Here is a 16920-nt window from a genome sequence, read left to right on the forward strand (position 1 = left end):
GGTAACTATGACTCTGGGCTGAGCGCCGCAGTTGCGGCGCTCGTTGCATCACTGCGCATTAGCGCACGGGTGGTGCATACTGAATGCCACCGTTATTCCAGAGGTTGTTCTGCCCACGCTTGATCTTCAGCGGGCTTTCCGATCCAACGTTACGCTCAAAGATCTCCGAGTAGTTACCTACCTGCTTGATAATGTTGTAAGCCCATTTGTTATCAAGTTTCAGATCCTTGCCATAATCCCCCTCTTTACCTAGCAGGTGCGCCATATCCGGTGTTGCAGGATTTGCCGCTTTTTCGTCAACATTTTTCGAGTTAACCCCCATCTCTTCGGCGTTCAGCATAGCGAACAACGTCCAGCGAACAATCGAGAACCACTCGTCGTCACCACGACGCACGACTGGCCCCAGTGGCTCTTTAGAAATAACTTCTGGCAGTACAATCCATTCTGCGGGGTTGCTCAGTTTGATCCGCAGGGCGTACAACTGAGACTGGTCGGAGGCAAGCGTATCGCAGCGCCCTGATTCGAGAGCTTTAGCGGACTCATCAGAACGGTCAAAGGTGACAGGGGTATACTTCATTTTATTGGCTTTAAAGTAGTCGGCCACATTCAGTTCAGTATCTGTTCCTGCCTGAATACAAACCGTTGCGCCATCCAGCTCTTTAGCGCTCTTCAGGCCCGCTTTATTGTGGGTAAGAAAACCGATGCCGTCGTAATACGTTACGCCAGTGAAAGACATTCCCATTCCGGCATCGCGAGAAGAGGTCCATGTGGTATTACGGGAAAGCATATCGACCTCACCAGACTGTAACGCGGTGAAGCGTTCTTTGGCTGTGAGTGGGGTATATTTTACTTTGCTGTCATCACCAAATACGGCAGCGGCAACGCCACGACATACATCGACATCAATACCTGAGAACTTACCGCTTGCATCAGCGTAAGAAAAACCAGGCAGGCCATCACTGATACCACATTGCACAAAACCCTTTTTCTGTACGGCATCGAGAGTTGCGCCGGCATGTGCCTGATTTGTAACCGCAAGCAGCACGCCGGCCGCAGCCAGGCTGGCTATTATCATCTTTTTCATAGAGCATCCTGTGTGGAGGAATTATTGTTATGGAAACGTTCTTAAAACGTCTTTTACCTGTCTGTGGCTATGGCCATACTCTTCTAAGCAAAGGTAGTGCCAGGTTTTTGCGCACGATTATTCGACGCAATATGCAGAGTGTAGACAGGAAAGAATAAATGCAGCGCCCTGAAGTGGTGCAAAATTGAAACGTAAGCCACATTTCGGCGCAAAAAATTTAAAAATAAGACAGGACGCATGATAACGATTTCGGGCGTGAATATCCGTAGCGTGAGAATAATGAAAGGGATGTGCGTTATAACGAAGAATACAGAAAATGCTAATTTGAGTTCATGGATATGTGAAGCGAATCTATAATAATTTTATTTTATGAATGATGCCATGAACTAACATTTTGTCTTATATTAAGATTTAATTCGTATTGCTAAAAGCGCGGTAACGGCCGCGCTTTTATGATTTTTTATTTCGTCAAGGCAACTATCCCAAGCGTCAAGCCGGCAACAGCGGCTGCACCACCGGCTATCGCTCCTGCAGTTTCCCAGTTATCCTGCGTGGTGCCTTTCATACAGGTATTGGTATGAACCAGACGCCCTTGATCGTCATAGACAGGCACACAAGGGGAATCGTGTGCACAGCCAGCCAGTAATGCGGTAAGCAGTGCAACGGGTATTAATCTTTTCATGGTGTTACCTCAAAAATAAGCGTTTCGCTAATTGAGCAAAGGTAAACGCTCAGCCATCTGCGAACTCGACTGCTATTTTACCACTGCTTAAAAAAAGACTGACATGAGGAATAATCTCAATTCATGTGGATTGTAAAAATAATGGATAAAATGGGGCACCTGAAAGTTTGTTCTGCAATGCTTCAGCAAAATTAAATGTCTATCTCATTAATAAATAAAGAACTCATCATCATGTAAAAAGGCGTCTATGGACGCCTTTATTTTACAAATTATTCGTGGTGCCGGCTAAAACGCCGTTTAACGACAACGAAGAAGACGGGAACGAAGAAGATCGCTAACAATGTTGCGGTGAGCATCCCCCCCATAACACCGGTACCAACAGCATTCTGCGCACCGCTACCTGCACCATGGCTGATAACCAGAGGCATAACCCCCAGAATAAACGCCAGGGATGTCATCAGGATTGGACGAAGACGCATGCGCGATGCCTCCAGAGTGGCTTCTATCAATCCTTTGCCCTCTTTATCCATCAGGTCTTTGGCAAATTCGACGATCAGGATGGCGTTCTTCGCCGAGAGGCCAATAGTGGTTAACAGACCCACCTGGAAGTAGACGTCGTTATTCATCCCACGCACTGATGCAGCTAACAGTGCGCCTACCACACCGAGCGGTACAACCAGCATGACGGAGAAGGGAATCGACCAACTCTCATACAACGCGGCCAGGCAAAGGAAGACGACGATTAGCGAGATGGCATAAAGTGCAGGTGCCTGGTTACCCGACAGTCGTTCCTGATAAGACATACCCGTCCAGTCATGACCAATACCGTTTGGCAGCTTTTCTGCGAGGCTTTCCATTAGTGCCATTGCTTCACCCGTACTTCGACCCGGCGCGGCTTCCCCCAGTATTTCCATCGATGGCATGCCGTTGTAACGCTCCAGGCGCGGTGAGCCGTAAACCCAATGCGATGCGCTGAACGCAGAGAACGGAACCATTTCGCCATTGGCACTGCGGATATACAGATTACTGATGTCCGTTGGCAGCATGCGGTATTTAGCATCCGCCTGAACGTACACTTTCTTCACTCGGCCGCGGTCAATAAAGTCATTGACGTAATAGCCGCCCAACGATGCAGAGATGGTCTCGTTAATGTCCGACAGCGAAACGCCCAGTGCTTGTGCTTTCTCCTGATCGACATCCAGTTTGAACTGAGGGGTATCTTCCAGGCCGTTCGGACGCACGCGGACTAACAAATCTGGGTGTTTAGCCACCATACCCAGCAGTTGGTTACGGGCTTGCGTTAATGCCGTATGTCCCAGACCGCCCTGATCGATCAGCTCGAAGTCGAAGCCGGTTGCAGTACCCAATTCAACAATCGCCGGCATGTTGAAGGGGAAGACCAGGCCATCGCGGATTTGGCTGAAGGCGCGAGTGGCGCGTGCAATAACCGCTTCGGCGCTGTTTTCCTCTCCGCTACGCTCATCCCAGGGCTTGAGGCTGACGAACGCCAGACCTGAGTTTTGTCCCTGACCGCTGAAGCTAAAGCCGTTAACCGTGAAGACGCTTGCGACGTTAGCTTTCTCATTGTTCAGATAATACTGGGTGACCTGATCCAGCACTTTCTGGGTGCGCTCTTGTGTTGCCCCCGCCGGGAGCTGAATCATAGTCATAAATACGCCCTGATCTTCTTCCGGCAGGAAGGAGGTCGGCAGACGCATAAACAGCACCGCCATTCCGATCACGATGATCAGGTAGACAACCAGGTAACGCCCGGTTTTACGCACAATACCGCTGACACTATTGGTGTAGTGGTTGACGCTGTGATCGAATTTGGCATTAAACCAGCCAAAGAAACCGCTTTTTTTCTCGTGATGTTCAGCCGATACCGGCTTCAGCAGCGTTGCGCAAAGCGCGGGAGTCAGGATCAGCGCGACCAGAACAGAAAGCGCCATGGCGGAAACAATGGTGATGGAGAACTGCCGGTAGATAGCACCTGTCGACCCACCAAAAAAGGCCATCGGGATAAAGACCGCAGACAGCACCATAGCGATGCCGACCAGCGCTCCCTGAATTTGTGACATGGATTTTTCCGTCGCCTCTTTAGGCGGCAGATTATCTTCCATCATCACACGTTCGACGTTTTCCACTACCACTATCGCATCATCGACCAATAGACCGATGGCGAGCACCATCCCGAACATCGTCAGGGTGTTTATTGAGTAGCCAAACGCGGCAAGTACGGCAAATGTGCCTAACAATACGACGGGGACAGCGATGGTTGGAATGAGCGTTGCCCGGATGTTCTGCAGGAACAAATACATGACCAGGAACACCAGCACGATCGCCTCAAACAGCGTTTTTACCACTTCGTGGATGGAGATGGTCACAAACGGCGTGGTGTCGTACGGATAGACCACCTTCATTCCCTGCGGGAAGAACGGTTGCAACTCAGCCAGTTTGGCTTTGATAGCGTTAGCGGTATCCAGCGCGTTTGCCCCGGTTGCCAGCTTAATACCGAGGCCGGACGCAGGCTTACCGTTAATACGCGCCACCACGTTGTAGTTCTCACCACCCAACTCGATCCGTGCAACGTCCTTCAGGTGAACAACTGAACCATCGCTGTTTACGCGTAAAGTGACTTTGCCGAACTCTTCAGGATCTTTCAGTCGCGTTTGCGCAATGATAGAAGCGTTAAGCTGCTGGTTAGGTAATGCTGGCGTACCGCCTAACTGACCTGCGGCGATCTGATCGTTCTGGACCTTCAACTGATTGATCACATCAACCGGCGTAAGTTGGTACTTGTTCAGCAAGTTCGCATCCAGCCAGATGCGCATAGCATACTGTGCACCAAACAGCTGTACGTCACCCACGCCATTAAGACGACTGATTGAGTCTTTAACGTTAGAGGCAACGTAGTCGGAAATATCATCCTGTGTGGTTTGCGGGTTATCAGAAACAAACCCCGCGACCATTAAAAAGCTGCTGCTGGATTTCTCAACGCCGATCCCCTGCTGCTGGACTTCCTGCGGCAGTAAAGGTGTGGCGAGCTGCAGTTTATTTTGCACCTGAACCTGGGCGATATCGGGGTCGGTACCGGACTGGAAGGTCAGCGTGATGGTCACACTTCCAGCGGAATCGCTGGTGGAGGACATATACATCAGGTTATCGATACCGTTCATATTCTGTTCGATAACCTGCGTAACAGTATCTTGTACCGTCTGCGCATCCGCACCTGGATAGGTTGCGGTAATAGCGACCGCAGGAGGTGCAATGGTTGGGTACTGCGCCACGGGGAGCTGCATGATTGCCAGAGCACCCGCCATCATCAGAATGATGGCCAGTACCCAGGCAAAGATAGGACGCCTGATAAAAAAGTTAGCCATGTCCGGTTACCTTATTGGGCTTTCGTGGCAGAGATTTCGGTGTCGGCAGTTGCTTTAACCTGGACGCCAGGGCGTGCTTTCTGTAAGCCGCTCACGATAACTTTGTCACCCGGTTGCAGACCTTCGCTGATGAGCCACTTGTCGCCAATGGCTTGTGCGGCAACAACGGCGCGAGACTCAACCTGACTTTTATCGTTAACGACCATCACGGTGGCATCGCCGCGAGGCGTACGCGTTACCCCCTGCTGCGGAACGAGAATGGCATTTGGCTGAACACCTTCATCAATGCGCGCACGCACGAACATGCCCGGCAGCAGCGTGTGCTGCGGGTTAGGGAAGACGGCCCTGAGGGTGATGGATCCGGTACTTTCATCAACCGTCACGTCAGAAAATTGCAAAGAGCCTTTCAGCGGGTACGACTGACCATTTTCCATCACCAGTTCGACGGTACTGCTGGCGCTGTCTTTATGCAGGCTCCCTTGCTCAACTGACTGTTTGAGGCGCATAAAGTCATTGCTGGACTGCGTTACGTCGACGTAAATAGGATCAAGCTGTTGAACGGTAGCAAGCTCAGTCGCCTGGCCATTCGTGACTAATGCGCCTTCGGTGACGTTAGATTTACCGATCCGTCCGCTAATGGGCGATGTCACTTTGGTGTAGGCCAGGTTAATACGTGCGCTTTCGACCGCGGCTTTTGCTGCGATTACGGAAGCATCGGCCTGGCGGGCATCAGCAATGGCCTGATCGTACTCTTGCTGGCTGATGTACTTAGTGCCTACCAGCGGAACATAACGTTTTACCGTTAAATGCGCGATAGCTGCCGCCGCTTCACTCTTTGCCAGCTCGCCTTTGGCGCTGTCATAGTCAGCCTGGTAAGTCGCGGGGTCGATCTGATAAAGCGACTGACCGGCTTCAACATCGCTTCCCTCAGTGAAATTCCGTTTAAGTACAATCCCGCTAACCTGAGGACGGACTTCTGCGATACGAAATGCCGTTGTGCGCCCGGGTAATTCGGTCGTCACGGCTAAGGGCGCCTTTTCGACGACATGGACAGTCACCTGCGGCTCTGCGGGATGAGCTTGTGTTTCTCCCTGATCGTTACAACCGGCGAGTAATGCAGCGGAGATGATGATGAATGAGGGCAGGAGTGAAAACCTGGCATTTTTCGTCATTTCTATTCCTTAAAAAACCGAACGCTCGTTATTAACCGGGTAACGCAGAGGCGATAACGCGCACAAGAAAAATAATAGTTGGCTATCCTACAAATTATTAGCTTGCGATGTAAGCAATACTTATTTATGGGCGCGGCACACGGCACATAAAAACAAAAAAAGATTAATCCTCTGCTGTTTTATTATGGTGTTAATAGCAATACTATGATGCGCATAAATACATATTGAAATAAGTATTTGGTTGGTGAATGTATTTAAGGTTTTTATATGCTTTGTTTATTCGTGTGCAATGTCAGCAATTAACGCTTTTAGACCTCGTCTAAATAAACGCTAAGTGATACATTTATTTCGTTTAGCAAATATTAGATAAGAAAGTTAATCATTCTCCACTCTACTCCGGACAGTCGGAACCATGGCCAGAAGAACGAAAGCTGATGCTCTCAAAACGCGGCAGCACCTGATTGAAACAGCGATAGCGCAGTTTGCCGCGCGCGGCGTAAGCAATACGACGCTCAACGACATTGCTGATGCGGCCAACGTTACGCGGGGAGCGCTCTATTGGCATTTCGAAAATAAAACGCAGCTTTTTAATGAGCTTTGGTTACAGCAGCCGCCCTTGCGCGATCTTATTCAGGAGCGGCTCGTGGGCCGTTGGGGAGATAACCCACTACAGCGGCTACAAGAAAGATTAGTTGTGGGTTTGCAATATATTGCTGAGAATCCTCGACAGCAGGCATTAATGCAGATTTTATATCATAAATGTGAATTCCATAATGATATGATATCGGAACAGACTATTCGTGAAAAAATTGGTATCAACCATCTGGGTATGCGCATTGCCTTGCAGAAATGTATGGACGATGGGCTTATCGCAACCAGCCTTGATTTAGACGTTATAATAATTATTCTTCATGGGAGTTTTAGTGGCATTGTTAAGAACTGGCTCATTAATCCAATGAGTTATGATCTTTATAAACAAGCGCCAGTATTAGTTGATAATGTATTAAAAATGTTAAGCCCTGATGGCTGCATGCTGCAATTGATTCAGGGTGAGGATCAGGCTGGCTAGTTTCTGCCGCCATGGACTGACGGCAGTTGCAGAACGGTAAGTCACCGGACGTACTATTCGAGGTCGATACAGTTGACCAGCTTGAGGGGATTTACTGAGTTCATATTCCGGCACTTATCGTGCTCTGTTGTCATCAACTCTATCCACTGAATGAGTAGCGCATCAAAAAGAAAAACAAAGACAGCAAAAACAACCAGCCACCAATACTTGCGAATCATTACCAAATCCTGTGTATTCATGCCCAAGCGTGCAGGGAATATACACGAAATCTAAAAGCTGAAAAGCAGACTTACAATGCTTTTACTTTGCTGAAATTCCACCGCTCTTTTCCGGTAATCGACTCTTTTTAGACAGGTTTTTCGTCTTGCGCTTTTTCACCTTTGCAAGCTCATTCTCTGAAAAATGAGAACCAATACTCAATCTTCTGAGCCCCATTTTTACGTATTCGGCATTGATTTCAATCCCGACAAACTTGCGACCTAATTCCATGGCAGTGGCACCGGTTGTGAAGCTACCGGCAAACGGATCCAGCACTTTGTCATCTGGGTTGGAGGAAGCCAGAATGATGCGCTCCAGCAGGGCTTTGGGTTTCTGCGTGGGGTGGTTTTCGTATTCATCCATCAGGTAGCGAACACGTGGAAACTCCCAGACATTACCGGGTACTTTTTTATGATTGTAGGGCTGAGGTGGGTTTTTTCTGTAGTCTATTAGCGCGCGTTTCGCCCCGGTTTTCGCTTCAACCAAAATATCATCACGGTTAAATGTATAACTTTTTGGGTCTTTGACCATCATCAGGATCGGTTCATACATGGAGCCAAAGTACTTTTTGGCCTGTACCCCTGAGCTATCATAGGCCCACACAATACGGCTCTTGATGGTAAAAAGCTGTCGACATTTGAGGTCGATGTACGGCATGTTCTCCGTACTGTTCATGATGTACATGGTGCCTTGTGGCTTTAATATTCGATGGCATTCATCAATGCACTCGAACAGCGAGGCCAGAAAGCTCTCTTCGTCCCAGGATTCTACCAACCCGTCAAAGTCTTTCCCGATGTTATAAGGTGGGTCGGCAAAGATCAGATCGATGCTTTCAGACGGCAGCTTTTTCAGTTCAGTCAGCGCATCACCCTGGATTATCTTTTTTGATTCATCACCAAAGTAGACAGGTTCACATCTCGCTTTCATCACCAAAGCCTCCGCGTGACGCGAATAAAAAAGGCGCTTCCCCATGCCGAGTAGCGCCTTTTAAAACAAACATTTCGCTGATTAGTATCAGTTCATGCCGTATTTTTTCAGTTTTTTACGCAGCGTACCACGGTTGATGCCCATCATCAGGGCAGCACGGGTCTGGTTACCGCGGGTGTATTGCATCACCATGTCCAACAGGGGCTGTTCTACTTCAGCCAGTACCAGCTCATAGAGATCGTTAACATCCTGACCATTCAATTGAGCAAAATAGTTCTTCAGTGCCTGTTTAACCGAGTCACGCAGGGGCTTTTGAGTTACCTGGTCCTGAGAGTTAACGGTAGAAACGGTCAGTACGTCAGAATTTACGCGTTGTTCGAACATAGTTCTGTCAGCTCTTTATTTCTGTTTACGCAAAATTTTCGAAGTATGCCTCCAACGCCGCCAGCTGTTCGCTGGAGTCTTCAATGGCGTTGAATGTGCGCCGAAACTGGTCATCCGGAGCGTGTTCCTGGAGATACCAGGATACGTGTTTACGCGCAATTCGGTACCCTTTTGCCTGACCATAAAAGTCGTGCAATTCCCGAACATGCGCACAAAGCAAGCGCTTCACCTCTGCCAGAGGCAGCGGGGGCAGCAGCTCCCCAGTGTCCAGATAATGCTGGATTTCCCGAAAGATCCAGGGTCTTCCCTGAGCTGCACGTCCTATCATCAGGGCATCCGCCCCCGTATAGTCGAGTACAGCTCTGGCTTTATGCGGGTCAGTAATGTCGCCATTCGCGATAATCGGAATGGAAACTTTCTGCTTAACTGCCCGAATACTGTCGTACTCAGCATCTCCATTGAACAAACAGGCGCGGGTGCGTCCATGAATGGTCAGAGCCTGAATGCCACAGTCTTCAGCCAGTTGGGCAATCTCTACGCAGTTACGGTGTTCCGGAGCCCAGCCGGTGCGAATCTTGAGTGTGACAGGAACGTCCACTGCATTGACGACCTCGGTTAGTATCGATTTCACTAAATCCGGGTACTGCAAGAGGGCTGAACCTGCGAGCTTGCGATTCACTTTTTTAGCCGGACACCCCATATTGATATCAATAATCTGGGCGCCGCTTTCCACGTTAATACGTGCGGCATCAGCCATCTCAACAGGATCGCTACCGGCAATTTGCACCGTGCGAATTCCTGGCTCATCAACGTGCACCATACGTAAACGAGATTTGTCGCTTTCCCAAACCTGCGGGTTAGAAGACATCATCTCGGATACCGTCAATCCTGCTCCCATCTCATAGCACAGCGTCCTGAATGGTCTGTCAGTGATGCCAGCCATAGGTGCTGCGATCAGGCGATTTCTGAGCTGGTATTGTCCGATGCGCATGAGTTAAGAAATGACCATACTGTGACTGCAAGGCGGCGTATATTACGCATTTTTTGCATGAGATGAAAGGCCAAACTTTGACCAATCCACTGAGGTGGATCAATGAATTGCTGACTAAGTACACAGTTTCAAATTAAAAGCTTTAATAATCATTTGGATACGTAGTTGCGCTAATTTATCATCCGTTTATAAATTCCGAAAACTTCTCTTTTTTTATTGCGCTCAGGCTCAGGACATCAGGATAAAAAGCTGTTTTTGTGTACAAATAGTGACTTTGTAATGCGATCTCGCTCTCATTTCCGCAAATCATTTTGCGAAAACGAAAGCGATTTTGGGGTTAGCGATAGTAACGCGTGACGATTATTTTTTCTGACCGGTAATACGGCACCACTCTTCTTTTTCGATGACCGGATCGAGTGTAAAGAGATCGGCATAGGCCTCACAGACGCTTTCCGCCTGGCTGGCAAGAATGCCCGAAAGCCCCAGTAGACCGCCCTCAACGGGCAGTACGCTGATTAACGGCGCCAGTTCACGTAATGGGCCCGCGAGGATGTTGGCGACCACCACGTCGGCTTTCATGGCTTCTGGCTGGTCTTTCGGCAGATAAAGCTCCAGACGCTCAGAAACGCCATTACGCTGGGCGTTATCACGGCTGGCCTGAATCGCTTGTGGATCGATATCCACGCCGATGGCTTTCGCTGCGCCCAGTTTCAATGCCGCAATGGCCAGAATGCCGGAGCCGCAGCCAAAGTCGATAACCGTTTTGCCGTTAAGATCGAGACCGTCCAGCCATTGCAGACACAGAGAAGTAGTAGGGTGAGTACCAGTACCAAACGCCAGACCCGGGTCCAGCATTACATTGACGGCATTCTCATCCGGGACATCGCGCCAGCTCGGGCAAATCCACAGGCGTTCGCCAAAGCGCATCGGATGGAAGTTATCCATCCATTCGCGTTCCCAGTCTTTATCTTCAAGCTGTTCGATTTTATGCGCGAAGCCTTCACCCAGCAGCGGATGCTGCTCCAGAATGGCAACGACTTCTTTCATGTCGGTTTCTGCGTCGAACAAGCCGATAACATCGGTATCGCCCCACAGGCGAGTCTCGCCCGGCAGAGGCTCGAACACCGGCGTATCATGCGTATCCTGGAAAGTGATGGAAACGGAGCCCGCTTCCATCAGTGCATCGCTTAACTCTTCTGCGTTAGCACCCGTTGTGTTCAGTTTCAGTTGGATCCATGGCATGGCAAAACTCTTTATTTATCAGTAGTCAATATGGCAGCTTGCGGGACGGTAGAACCGAAACGGTTTCCGACCAGGAAAGCCAGCAAACTTATCAGCAACGAGGGCACGATCGGATGGAAGCCCAGGTACTGAACGTTAAAGGTAGCAAGTACGGCATACAACACGCCGCCGACAATCATCGCGCTCAATGCGCCAGTCGCGTTTGCTCGCTCCCAGTACAGGCCCAGCACCAGCGGCCACAGGAAGACCGCTTCCAATCCGCCAAACGCCAGCAGGTTGAGCCAGATAATCATCTCTGGCGGTTTCCAGGCGGCCAGCAGCAGTAACGCGCCGAGCAGCAGGGTAATCACGGCCGACATGCGTTTCAGCCGGGTTTCGTTTTTCAACTGTTCCGGACGAAGGTTCAGGTACAGATCCTTAATGATCGTAGCGGAACTTTGCAGCAATTGGGCATTGATCGTTGACATGATCGCGGCCATGGGTGCCGCGAGGAAGATCCCGGCAGCTACCGGTGGCAACACTTTGACCATCAGGGTCGGGATCACCAGATCCGGTACCGTCAGGTCAGGGATCACCGCACGTCCCAACGCACCCGCCAGATGCATGCCAAACATCAGGATCGCCACCACGATGGTGCCGATGATAATCCCACGGTGTACCGCTTTACTGTCTTTATAGGAGATACAGCGTACCGCCGTATGCGGCAGTCCAATCACGCCGAAACACACCAGTACCCAGAATGAGGTCATAAACGTGGGTGACAGAATGTCATCCGCGCCCTGCGGTGAGACCAGTTTCGGATCGATGGTTTGCAGGGTTACTACCGCATTGCTAAGGCCGCCGGCGGCATGAACGACGCCGACCAGCAGAACGATAGTCCCAATCAGCATTACCATGCCTTGCATGGTGTCGTTCAGTACGCTGGCGCGAAATCCGCCGAATGCCGTATATAAAGCGATACTGACGCCAAAGATCAGCAGACCGGTTTCGTAAGGAATACCCGCAGCCGTTTCCAGCAAACGTGCGCCGCCAATAAACTGTACGGTCATTGCTCCGACAAACGCGACCAGCAGGCTAAGACTTGCCAGCCACACCAGTAGACGGCTCTGGTAGCGGGCAAACAGCATGTCGTTAAGGGTAACGGCATTATAACGGCGCGCCAGAATGGCGAATTTCTTCCCGAGGATCCCCAAAGAGAGCCAGACGGCAGGCAACTGGATCATCGCCAGTAATACCCATCCCAATCCGTATTTATAAGCCGCGCCAGGGCCGCCAATAAACGAACTGGCGCTAATGTAGGTTGCCGTTAGCGTCATGGCTAACACGACCCCGCCCATCGAGCGGCTGCCGAGGAAATATTCGTTCAGGAAAGTACCGGTCGATCTCTTACGCATAGCGTAAACAGAGAGACCGAAGACCACCAACAGATAGGCGACCAGCGGCAAAATAACTTCAAGCTGCATCGTCATCCTCCAACGGAATGTCGCGATAGATAAACTTCACCATCGCCCAGCACAGTACGATGAAAACCAGCGGCGTTAGCAGGCAGGCCATTTCGAACCAGTGCGGTAAGCCGGTAAAACCGAGCGTGGAATCTGGTAAGTAAGCGGTTACTAACCATGTGGCAAGATATAAAAGGGTCAGCCACAGCGCCCAGCGCGCCTCTTTATGGGCCTGAACAAAACGAGCGTCCATTTTTTGTCCCTTGTGGATAAAGAAAGCGGGGATTGTACCTTATGGCGCGTTCGGGAGGGGAGAAAAACAAAAGGCCGGAATTTCCGGCCTTTTCGGTTAACGCATGCTTACTTTTCCTGAAGTCCGAGTTTTTTCTCCAGATAGTGGATATTGGTTCCACCATGCTGGAAGTGCTCGTCATTCATGATGCGGATCTGCAGATCAACGTTGGTTTTGATACCGTCGATGATCAGTTCCTGCAATGCGTTTTTCATACGGGCGATCGCTACGTCGCGGTTTTCGCCGTAGCAAATCAGCTTACCGATCATTGAGTCATAGTACGGAGGTACAGTGTAGCCTGCGTAAATATGAGACTCCCAGCGCACACCAAAGCCACCCGGCGCGTGGAAACGCGTGATTTTACCCGGGCTTGGCAGGAAGGTGTTCGGGTCTTCGGCGTTGATACGGCATTCTACCGCATGGCCTTTAACCACAACTTCATCCTGCTTGATGGACAGCGGTTGTCCTGCCGCGATACGCAGCTGCTCTTTGATCAGGTCAACGCCGGTGATCATTTCGGTTACCGGGTGTTCAACCTGAATACGGGTGTTCATCTCAATGAAGTAGAACTCGCCGTTTTCGAACAGGAACTCGAAAGTACCTGCCCCGCGATAGCCGATATCAACGCACGCTTTGGCGCAACGCTCGCCGATGTAGCGACGCAGTTCCGGGGTAATACCCGGCGCAGGTGCTTCTTCGACGACTTTCTGGTGACGACGCTGCATGGAGCAGTCACGTTCAGCCAGATAAATCGCGTTACCCTGACCGTCAGCCAGCACCTGAATTTCGATGTGGCGTGGGTTTTCCAGGTACTTCTCCATGTAAACCATGTCGTTGTTGAAAGCCGCTTTCGCTTCCGCTTTGGTCATGGAGATGGATTGTGCCAGTTCGGCATCGCTGCGCACGACGCGCATACCGCGACCGCCGCCGCCGCCGGAGGCTTTGATGATAACCGGGTAGCCGATACGTTTAGCATGAGCGCGGTTAGCGTCCATGTCATCGCCCAGCGGGCCGTCAGAGCCTGGAACGGTCGGTACGCCAGCTTTCTTCATCGCGGTGATCGCGGACACTTTGTCGCCCATCAGGCGGATAGTGTCGGCTTTCGGGCCGATGAAGATAAAACCAGAACGTTCTACCTGTTCAGCGAAGTTGGCGTTCTCAGAGAGGAAGCCATAACCCGGGTGGATTGCCACTGCGCCGGTGATTTCAGCGGCGCTAATGATTGCCGGGATGTTCAGATAGCTTTTTACGGACGCAGCCGGGCCAATACAGACCGTCTCATCCGCCAGCAATACGTGTTTTAAATCGCGATCCGCGCTTGAGTGCACGGCGACAGTCTTGATGCCCAGTTCTTTACAGGCACGAAGAATACGCAAGGCAATCTCGCCGCGGTTAGCGATGACAATTTTATCCAACATGTTCGCCTCGTTATTCGATGACGACCAGCGGCTCGTCAAATTCTACCGGTTGACCACTTTCTACCAGAATCGCTTTCACTACGCCGGATTTGTCGGCTTCGATCTGGTTCATCATTTTCATGGCTTCAACGATGCACAGGGTATCGCCCGCATTCACTTTCTGGCCGATTTCGATGAACGCTTTAGCATCCGGGCTCGGGGTGCGGTAGAACGTACCAACCATTGGGGAGCGTACGATGTGACCACTGATTTCCGCTGCTGCCGGCGCTTCCATACTTGGAGTGGCAGTTTGTGCGACAGCGTTAGACAGAGCTGGCTGCTGCATCACTGGTGCAGCATAAGCCTGTTGCATCATTGGAAAACTTGCAGCTGGCGCTGCACGGCTGATGCGTACAGACTCTTCGCCTTCAGAAATTTCCAGTTCGGAGATGCCTGATTCTTCAACCAGCTCGATCAGTTTTTTAATCTTACGAATATCCATGAGTGGGTTCCGTACTCTTTGTTTAGTGAGATTGTGACAGGCGTTTTACCGCCGTCTGTATAGCATTTTTATAACAGTGAGTGACAAGATGCCACGCATCTCAGGCGTTGCACTGCGTGCTGCGGCCATTATATGAGATTGCCAGACTTGTTAGTCATTGTGCGGCTATCTTCTGCCATTTTCGGGTAAAAGACAAAATATACCTTCAATATGCGATTGTCACCCTTTCTGCGCTGTAAAAACGCTACCGGGGAGAGCAAAGGCGCACATTATAACTATTTCGTAGCAATTGGCAGCTAAATACTGGTCTTATCAGGGAAGATAATCAACCGCTGGCATGTAAAGAACATGGGTTCGTCTGTGTTTTGCAACGTACTGCACATATCGTGTAACTACCGCCACCACTGGCGAAACTTCTTGTAGCGGCAGGCTAACAGCACCGCTGCAAGTGCGGCATAAATAATCGGTTGCGGAGAGATAATTTTTACCGACCACAAATAATGTATGGGTGCCAGGATCGCCACAAGATAGACGAAGTTGTGCAGATACTGCCAATATTTACCCAGTTTTCGCTGGGCTGCCTGTGTAGAGGTCAAGGCGAGGGCGAATAAAATGACCCAGCTGAAAATACCCAGCATCAAATAAGGTCGAGTAGTAAGTTCCCGCCCCAGCAATGCCAGGTTATTAATGCCTAATTCCAGTAGCGCATAGCTGGTTAAATGTAACGTCGCCCAGGCGAAACACCATAGCCCTAACAGGCGACGAGTGCGTATCAATAATGGCTGTTTAGCGTAGCGCGCCAACGGCGCCACCAGCAAGGTAGCCAGTAGGAATTTCAGAGCTGTCCGACCGGTAAAGTGCTGAATGTCTTTGACCGGATCGGCGCTCAGTCCCCCATGATTTACCGCCCAAAATAGCCAGAGAAACGGTAAAAGTCCGGTAAGGTGCAGGCAAACTTTCAGCCAGGTAATCTGTTTTGCAGTCAGGCGCACTTAAAAATTCTCCCGCAGATCGAGACCTCGGTACAGGGAAGCGACTTCCTTTGCATAGCCGTTAAACAGCAACGTGGGCTGGCGCTGTACATCCAGTATGCCGCCCGCGCCGATGAAGCGTTCAGTCGCTTGTGACCAGCGGGGATGATCGACATGAGGATTCACATTGGCATAAAAACCGTATTCATCGGACGCAGCCATATTCCAGGTGGTTGGCGGGCGTTCACGCGTCAGTTTAATACTGACGATCGACTTAATGCCTTTAAACCCGTATTTCCATGGCACCGTTAAGCGAATAGGGGCACCATTTTGTGGTGGAAGTGCCTTGCCATACACGCCCACTGTAAGCAGCGTGAGCGGGTGCATGGCCTCATCCAGACGTAGCCCTTCAACATAAGGATATTTTAACCCACCGCCAATAAAGCGATCTTTCTGTCCCGGCATCTCTTCAGGGGCATAACGTGTTTCGAACGCGACATATTTTGCATTGCTGGTGGGTTCAACCAGCGCTAACAGTTTATGTAAAGGAAAACCAATCCACGGTACGACCATCGACCAGGCTTCAACACAGCGCATTCGATATATACGCTCTTCCAGTGGGAAGCGGGTGGTTAAGGCATCATGATCGAGCGTCAACGGTTTAGCGACTTCACCGCTGATTTTCAGCGTCCAGGGATCGGTTTTCAGACTGCCGGCATTGGCTGCAGGATCGGCTTTGTCGAGGCCGAATTCGTAGAAGTTGTTATAGCCAGAAACCTTATCTTCTGGTGTTAAAGGAAGTGTATTTTGCCAGGCTGCCGGCTTGGTGAAATCAAGGGGTTTACCGGCAGGCGCGGGCGGACGGTCATTGCCTTTAAACCAGCTCAGAAGATCGGCCTCGGCAGAAAAGGGCAAAGACAAAGCGGCGGCGCTGATACCCAGCGCTTTCAGCACCTGGCGGCGCTGCATAAAAAAAGCCGACTCGGCTGTTACATCGGCTTCAGTGAATGGACGTATTTTCTTCATAACGGACTCCCGACATACGCGCAAAGGCTCATACTGGCGCGTAGTTACTATGGCAGGGAGTCCGTCAATGTGCAGAGAAATTTAGTTAATTAAATGTA

At 50.5% G+C, this 16920-nt stretch carries 16 protein-coding genes; 1 reads left to right on the forward strand and 15 read right to left on the reverse strand.

Going from position 1 to position 16920, the window contains the following annotated elements; genetic code table 11:
* Positions 1–58: 58 nt before the first annotated feature.
* The 4 genes from G8S19_RS02120 to G8S19_RS02135 all read right to left on the reverse strand — a co-directional run bounded on the left by G8S19_RS02120 (position 59) and on the right by G8S19_RS02135 (position 6321).
* Complete coding sequence (locus G8S19_RS02120) at positions 59–1084, reverse strand: amino acid ABC transporter substrate-binding protein (protein WP_199970434.1); 1026 nt, start codon at positions 1082–1084, stop codon at positions 59–61.
* A gap of 460 nt (positions 1085–1544) precedes the next feature.
* Positions 1545–1766, reverse strand: a complete 222-nt coding sequence (locus tag G8S19_RS02125) for a membrane protein (protein ID WP_048213468.1) — start codon at positions 1764–1766, stop codon at positions 1545–1547.
* Positions 1767–2035: 269 nt separating this feature from the next.
* Positions 2036–5149: an efflux RND transporter permease subunit gene (locus tag G8S19_RS02130; RefSeq protein WP_115642772.1), complete on the reverse strand. Its 3114-nt coding sequence runs from the start codon at positions 5147–5149 to the stop codon at positions 2036–2038.
* A gap of 11 nt (positions 5150–5160) precedes the next feature.
* Entirely contained in the window at positions 5161–6321 is a 1161-nt protein-coding gene (locus G8S19_RS02135) for an efflux RND transporter periplasmic adaptor subunit (RefSeq protein WP_101741930.1), read from the reverse strand.
* A 412-nt stretch (positions 6322–6733) separates the two neighbouring features.
* Here G8S19_RS02135 and envR point away from each other — a divergent pair, with 412 nt between their 5' ends.
* A complete protein-coding gene (gene envR / locus G8S19_RS02140; protein WP_061068709.1) occupies positions 6734–7390 on the forward strand; it encodes an acrEF/envCD operon transcriptional regulator in 657 nt (218 codons plus the stop codon).
* A gap of 53 nt (positions 7391–7443) precedes the next feature.
* On the opposite strand, the gene G8S19_RS02145 is transcribed toward envR, so the two are convergent.
* The 11 genes from G8S19_RS02145 to msrP form a co-directional block, all read right to left on the reverse strand.
* The gene (locus G8S19_RS02145) at positions 7444–7608 is read right to left on the reverse strand and encodes a DUF2556 family protein (protein ID WP_048213464.1); all 165 of its coding nucleotides are present in this window, start codon (positions 7606–7608) and stop codon (positions 7444–7446) included.
* Between the two features lie 82 nt (positions 7609–7690).
* Complete coding sequence (yhdJ, locus tag G8S19_RS02150) at positions 7691–8575, reverse strand: adenine-specific DNA-methyltransferase (RefSeq protein WP_253686602.1); 885 nt, start codon at positions 8573–8575, stop codon at positions 7691–7693.
* An 87-nt stretch (positions 8576–8662) separates the two neighbouring features.
* A complete protein-coding gene (gene fis / locus G8S19_RS02155) occupies positions 8663–8959 on the reverse strand; it encodes a DNA-binding transcriptional regulator Fis (protein WP_000462905.1) in 297 nt (98 codons plus the stop codon).
* Between the two features lie 25 nt (positions 8960–8984).
* The gene (gene dusB / locus G8S19_RS02160) at positions 8985–9950 is read right to left on the reverse strand and encodes a tRNA dihydrouridine synthase DusB (RefSeq protein WP_003025224.1); all 966 of its coding nucleotides are present in this window, start codon (positions 9948–9950) and stop codon (positions 8985–8987) included.
* A 360-nt stretch (positions 9951–10310) separates the two neighbouring features.
* Entirely contained in the window at positions 10311–11192 is an 882-nt protein-coding gene (gene prmA / locus G8S19_RS02165) for a 50S ribosomal protein L11 methyltransferase (RefSeq protein ID WP_003025221.1), read from the reverse strand.
* A gap of 11 nt (positions 11193–11203) precedes the next feature.
* Positions 11204–12655, reverse strand: coding sequence for a sodium/pantothenate symporter (gene panF, locus G8S19_RS02170; RefSeq protein ID WP_048213463.1), 1452 nt, complete (start codon positions 12653–12655; stop codon positions 11204–11206).
* Positions 12645–12887: a YhdT family protein gene (locus G8S19_RS02175; protein ID WP_048213462.1), complete on the reverse strand. Its 243-nt coding sequence runs from the start codon at positions 12885–12887 to the stop codon at positions 12645–12647. Before G8S19_RS02175 ends, panF begins: the two co-directional genes overlap by 11 nt.
* A gap of 107 nt (positions 12888–12994) precedes the next feature.
* On the reverse strand, positions 12995–14344 hold the full coding sequence (gene accC, locus G8S19_RS02180) for an acetyl-CoA carboxylase biotin carboxylase subunit (RefSeq protein WP_003025213.1): 1350 nt from the start codon (positions 14342–14344) through the stop codon (positions 12995–12997).
* Positions 14345–14354: 10 nt separating this feature from the next.
* Positions 14355–14825, reverse strand: coding sequence for an acetyl-CoA carboxylase biotin carboxyl carrier protein (gene accB / locus G8S19_RS02185; RefSeq protein WP_005121378.1), 471 nt, complete (start codon positions 14823–14825; stop codon positions 14355–14357).
* A gap of 392 nt (positions 14826–15217) precedes the next feature.
* On the reverse strand, positions 15218–15817 hold the full coding sequence (gene msrQ, locus G8S19_RS02190; RefSeq protein WP_048213461.1) for a protein-methionine-sulfoxide reductase heme-binding subunit MsrQ: 600 nt from the start codon (positions 15815–15817) through the stop codon (positions 15218–15220).
* Complete coding sequence (msrP, locus tag G8S19_RS02195; RefSeq protein ID WP_048213460.1) at positions 15818–16822, reverse strand: protein-methionine-sulfoxide reductase catalytic subunit MsrP; 1005 nt, start codon at positions 16820–16822, stop codon at positions 15818–15820.
* Positions 16823–16920 lie beyond the last annotated feature (98 nt).

The sequence above is a fragment of the Citrobacter sp. SX206 genome, assembly GCF_024181025.1.
GTDB classification, from domain to species: Bacteria; Pseudomonadota; Gammaproteobacteria; order Enterobacterales; family Enterobacteriaceae; genus Citrobacter; species Citrobacter youngae.

What these genes read in the sequence shown, in the direction of transcription:
- G8S19_RS02120 (WP_199970434.1), bottom strand. Translation starts at nt 1,084, where the DNA reads ATGAAAAAGATGATAATAGCCAGCCTGGCTGCGGCCGGCGTGCTGCTT.
- G8S19_RS02125 (WP_048213468.1), bottom strand. Translation starts at nt 1,766, where the DNA reads ATGAAAAGATTAATACCCGTTGCACTGCTTACCGCATTACTGGCTGGC.
- G8S19_RS02130 (WP_115642772.1), bottom strand. Translation starts at nt 5,149, where the DNA reads ATGGCTAACTTTTTTATCAGGCGTCCTATCTTTGCCTGGGTACTGGCC.
- G8S19_RS02135 (WP_101741930.1), bottom strand. Translation starts at nt 6,321, where the DNA reads ATGACGAAAAATGCCAGGTTTTCACTCCTGCCCTCATTCATCATCATC.
- envR (WP_061068709.1), top strand. Translation starts at nt 6,734, where the DNA reads ATGGCCAGAAGAACGAAAGCTGATGCTCTCAAAACGCGGCAGCACCTG.
- G8S19_RS02145 (WP_048213464.1), bottom strand. Translation starts at nt 7,608, where the DNA reads ATGATTCGCAAGTATTGGTGGCTGGTTGTTTTTGCTGTCTTTGTTTTT.
- yhdJ (WP_253686602.1), bottom strand. Translation starts at nt 8,575, where the DNA reads ATGAAAGCGAGATGTGAACCTGTCTACTTTGGTGATGAATCAAAAAAG.
- fis (WP_000462905.1), bottom strand. Translation starts at nt 8,959, where the DNA reads ATGTTCGAACAACGCGTAAATTCTGACGTACTGACCGTTTCTACCGTT.
- dusB (WP_003025224.1), bottom strand. Translation starts at nt 9,950, where the DNA reads ATGCGCATCGGACAATACCAGCTCAGAAATCGCCTGATCGCAGCACCT.
- prmA (WP_003025221.1), bottom strand. Translation starts at nt 11,192, where the DNA reads ATGCCATGGATCCAACTGAAACTGAACACAACGGGTGCTAACGCAGAA.
- panF (WP_048213463.1), bottom strand. Translation starts at nt 12,655, where the DNA reads ATGCAGCTTGAAGTTATTTTGCCGCTGGTCGCCTATCTGTTGGTGGTC.
- G8S19_RS02175 (WP_048213462.1), bottom strand. Translation starts at nt 12,887, where the DNA reads ATGGACGCTCGTTTTGTTCAGGCCCATAAAGAGGCGCGCTGGGCGCTG.
- accC (WP_003025213.1), bottom strand. Translation starts at nt 14,344, where the DNA reads ATGTTGGATAAAATTGTCATCGCTAACCGCGGCGAGATTGCCTTGCGT.
- accB (WP_005121378.1), bottom strand. Translation starts at nt 14,825, where the DNA reads ATGGATATTCGTAAGATTAAAAAACTGATCGAGCTGGTTGAAGAATCA.
- msrP (WP_048213460.1), bottom strand. Translation starts at nt 16,822, where the DNA reads ATGAAGAAAATACGTCCATTCACTGAAGCCGATGTAACAGCCGAGTCG.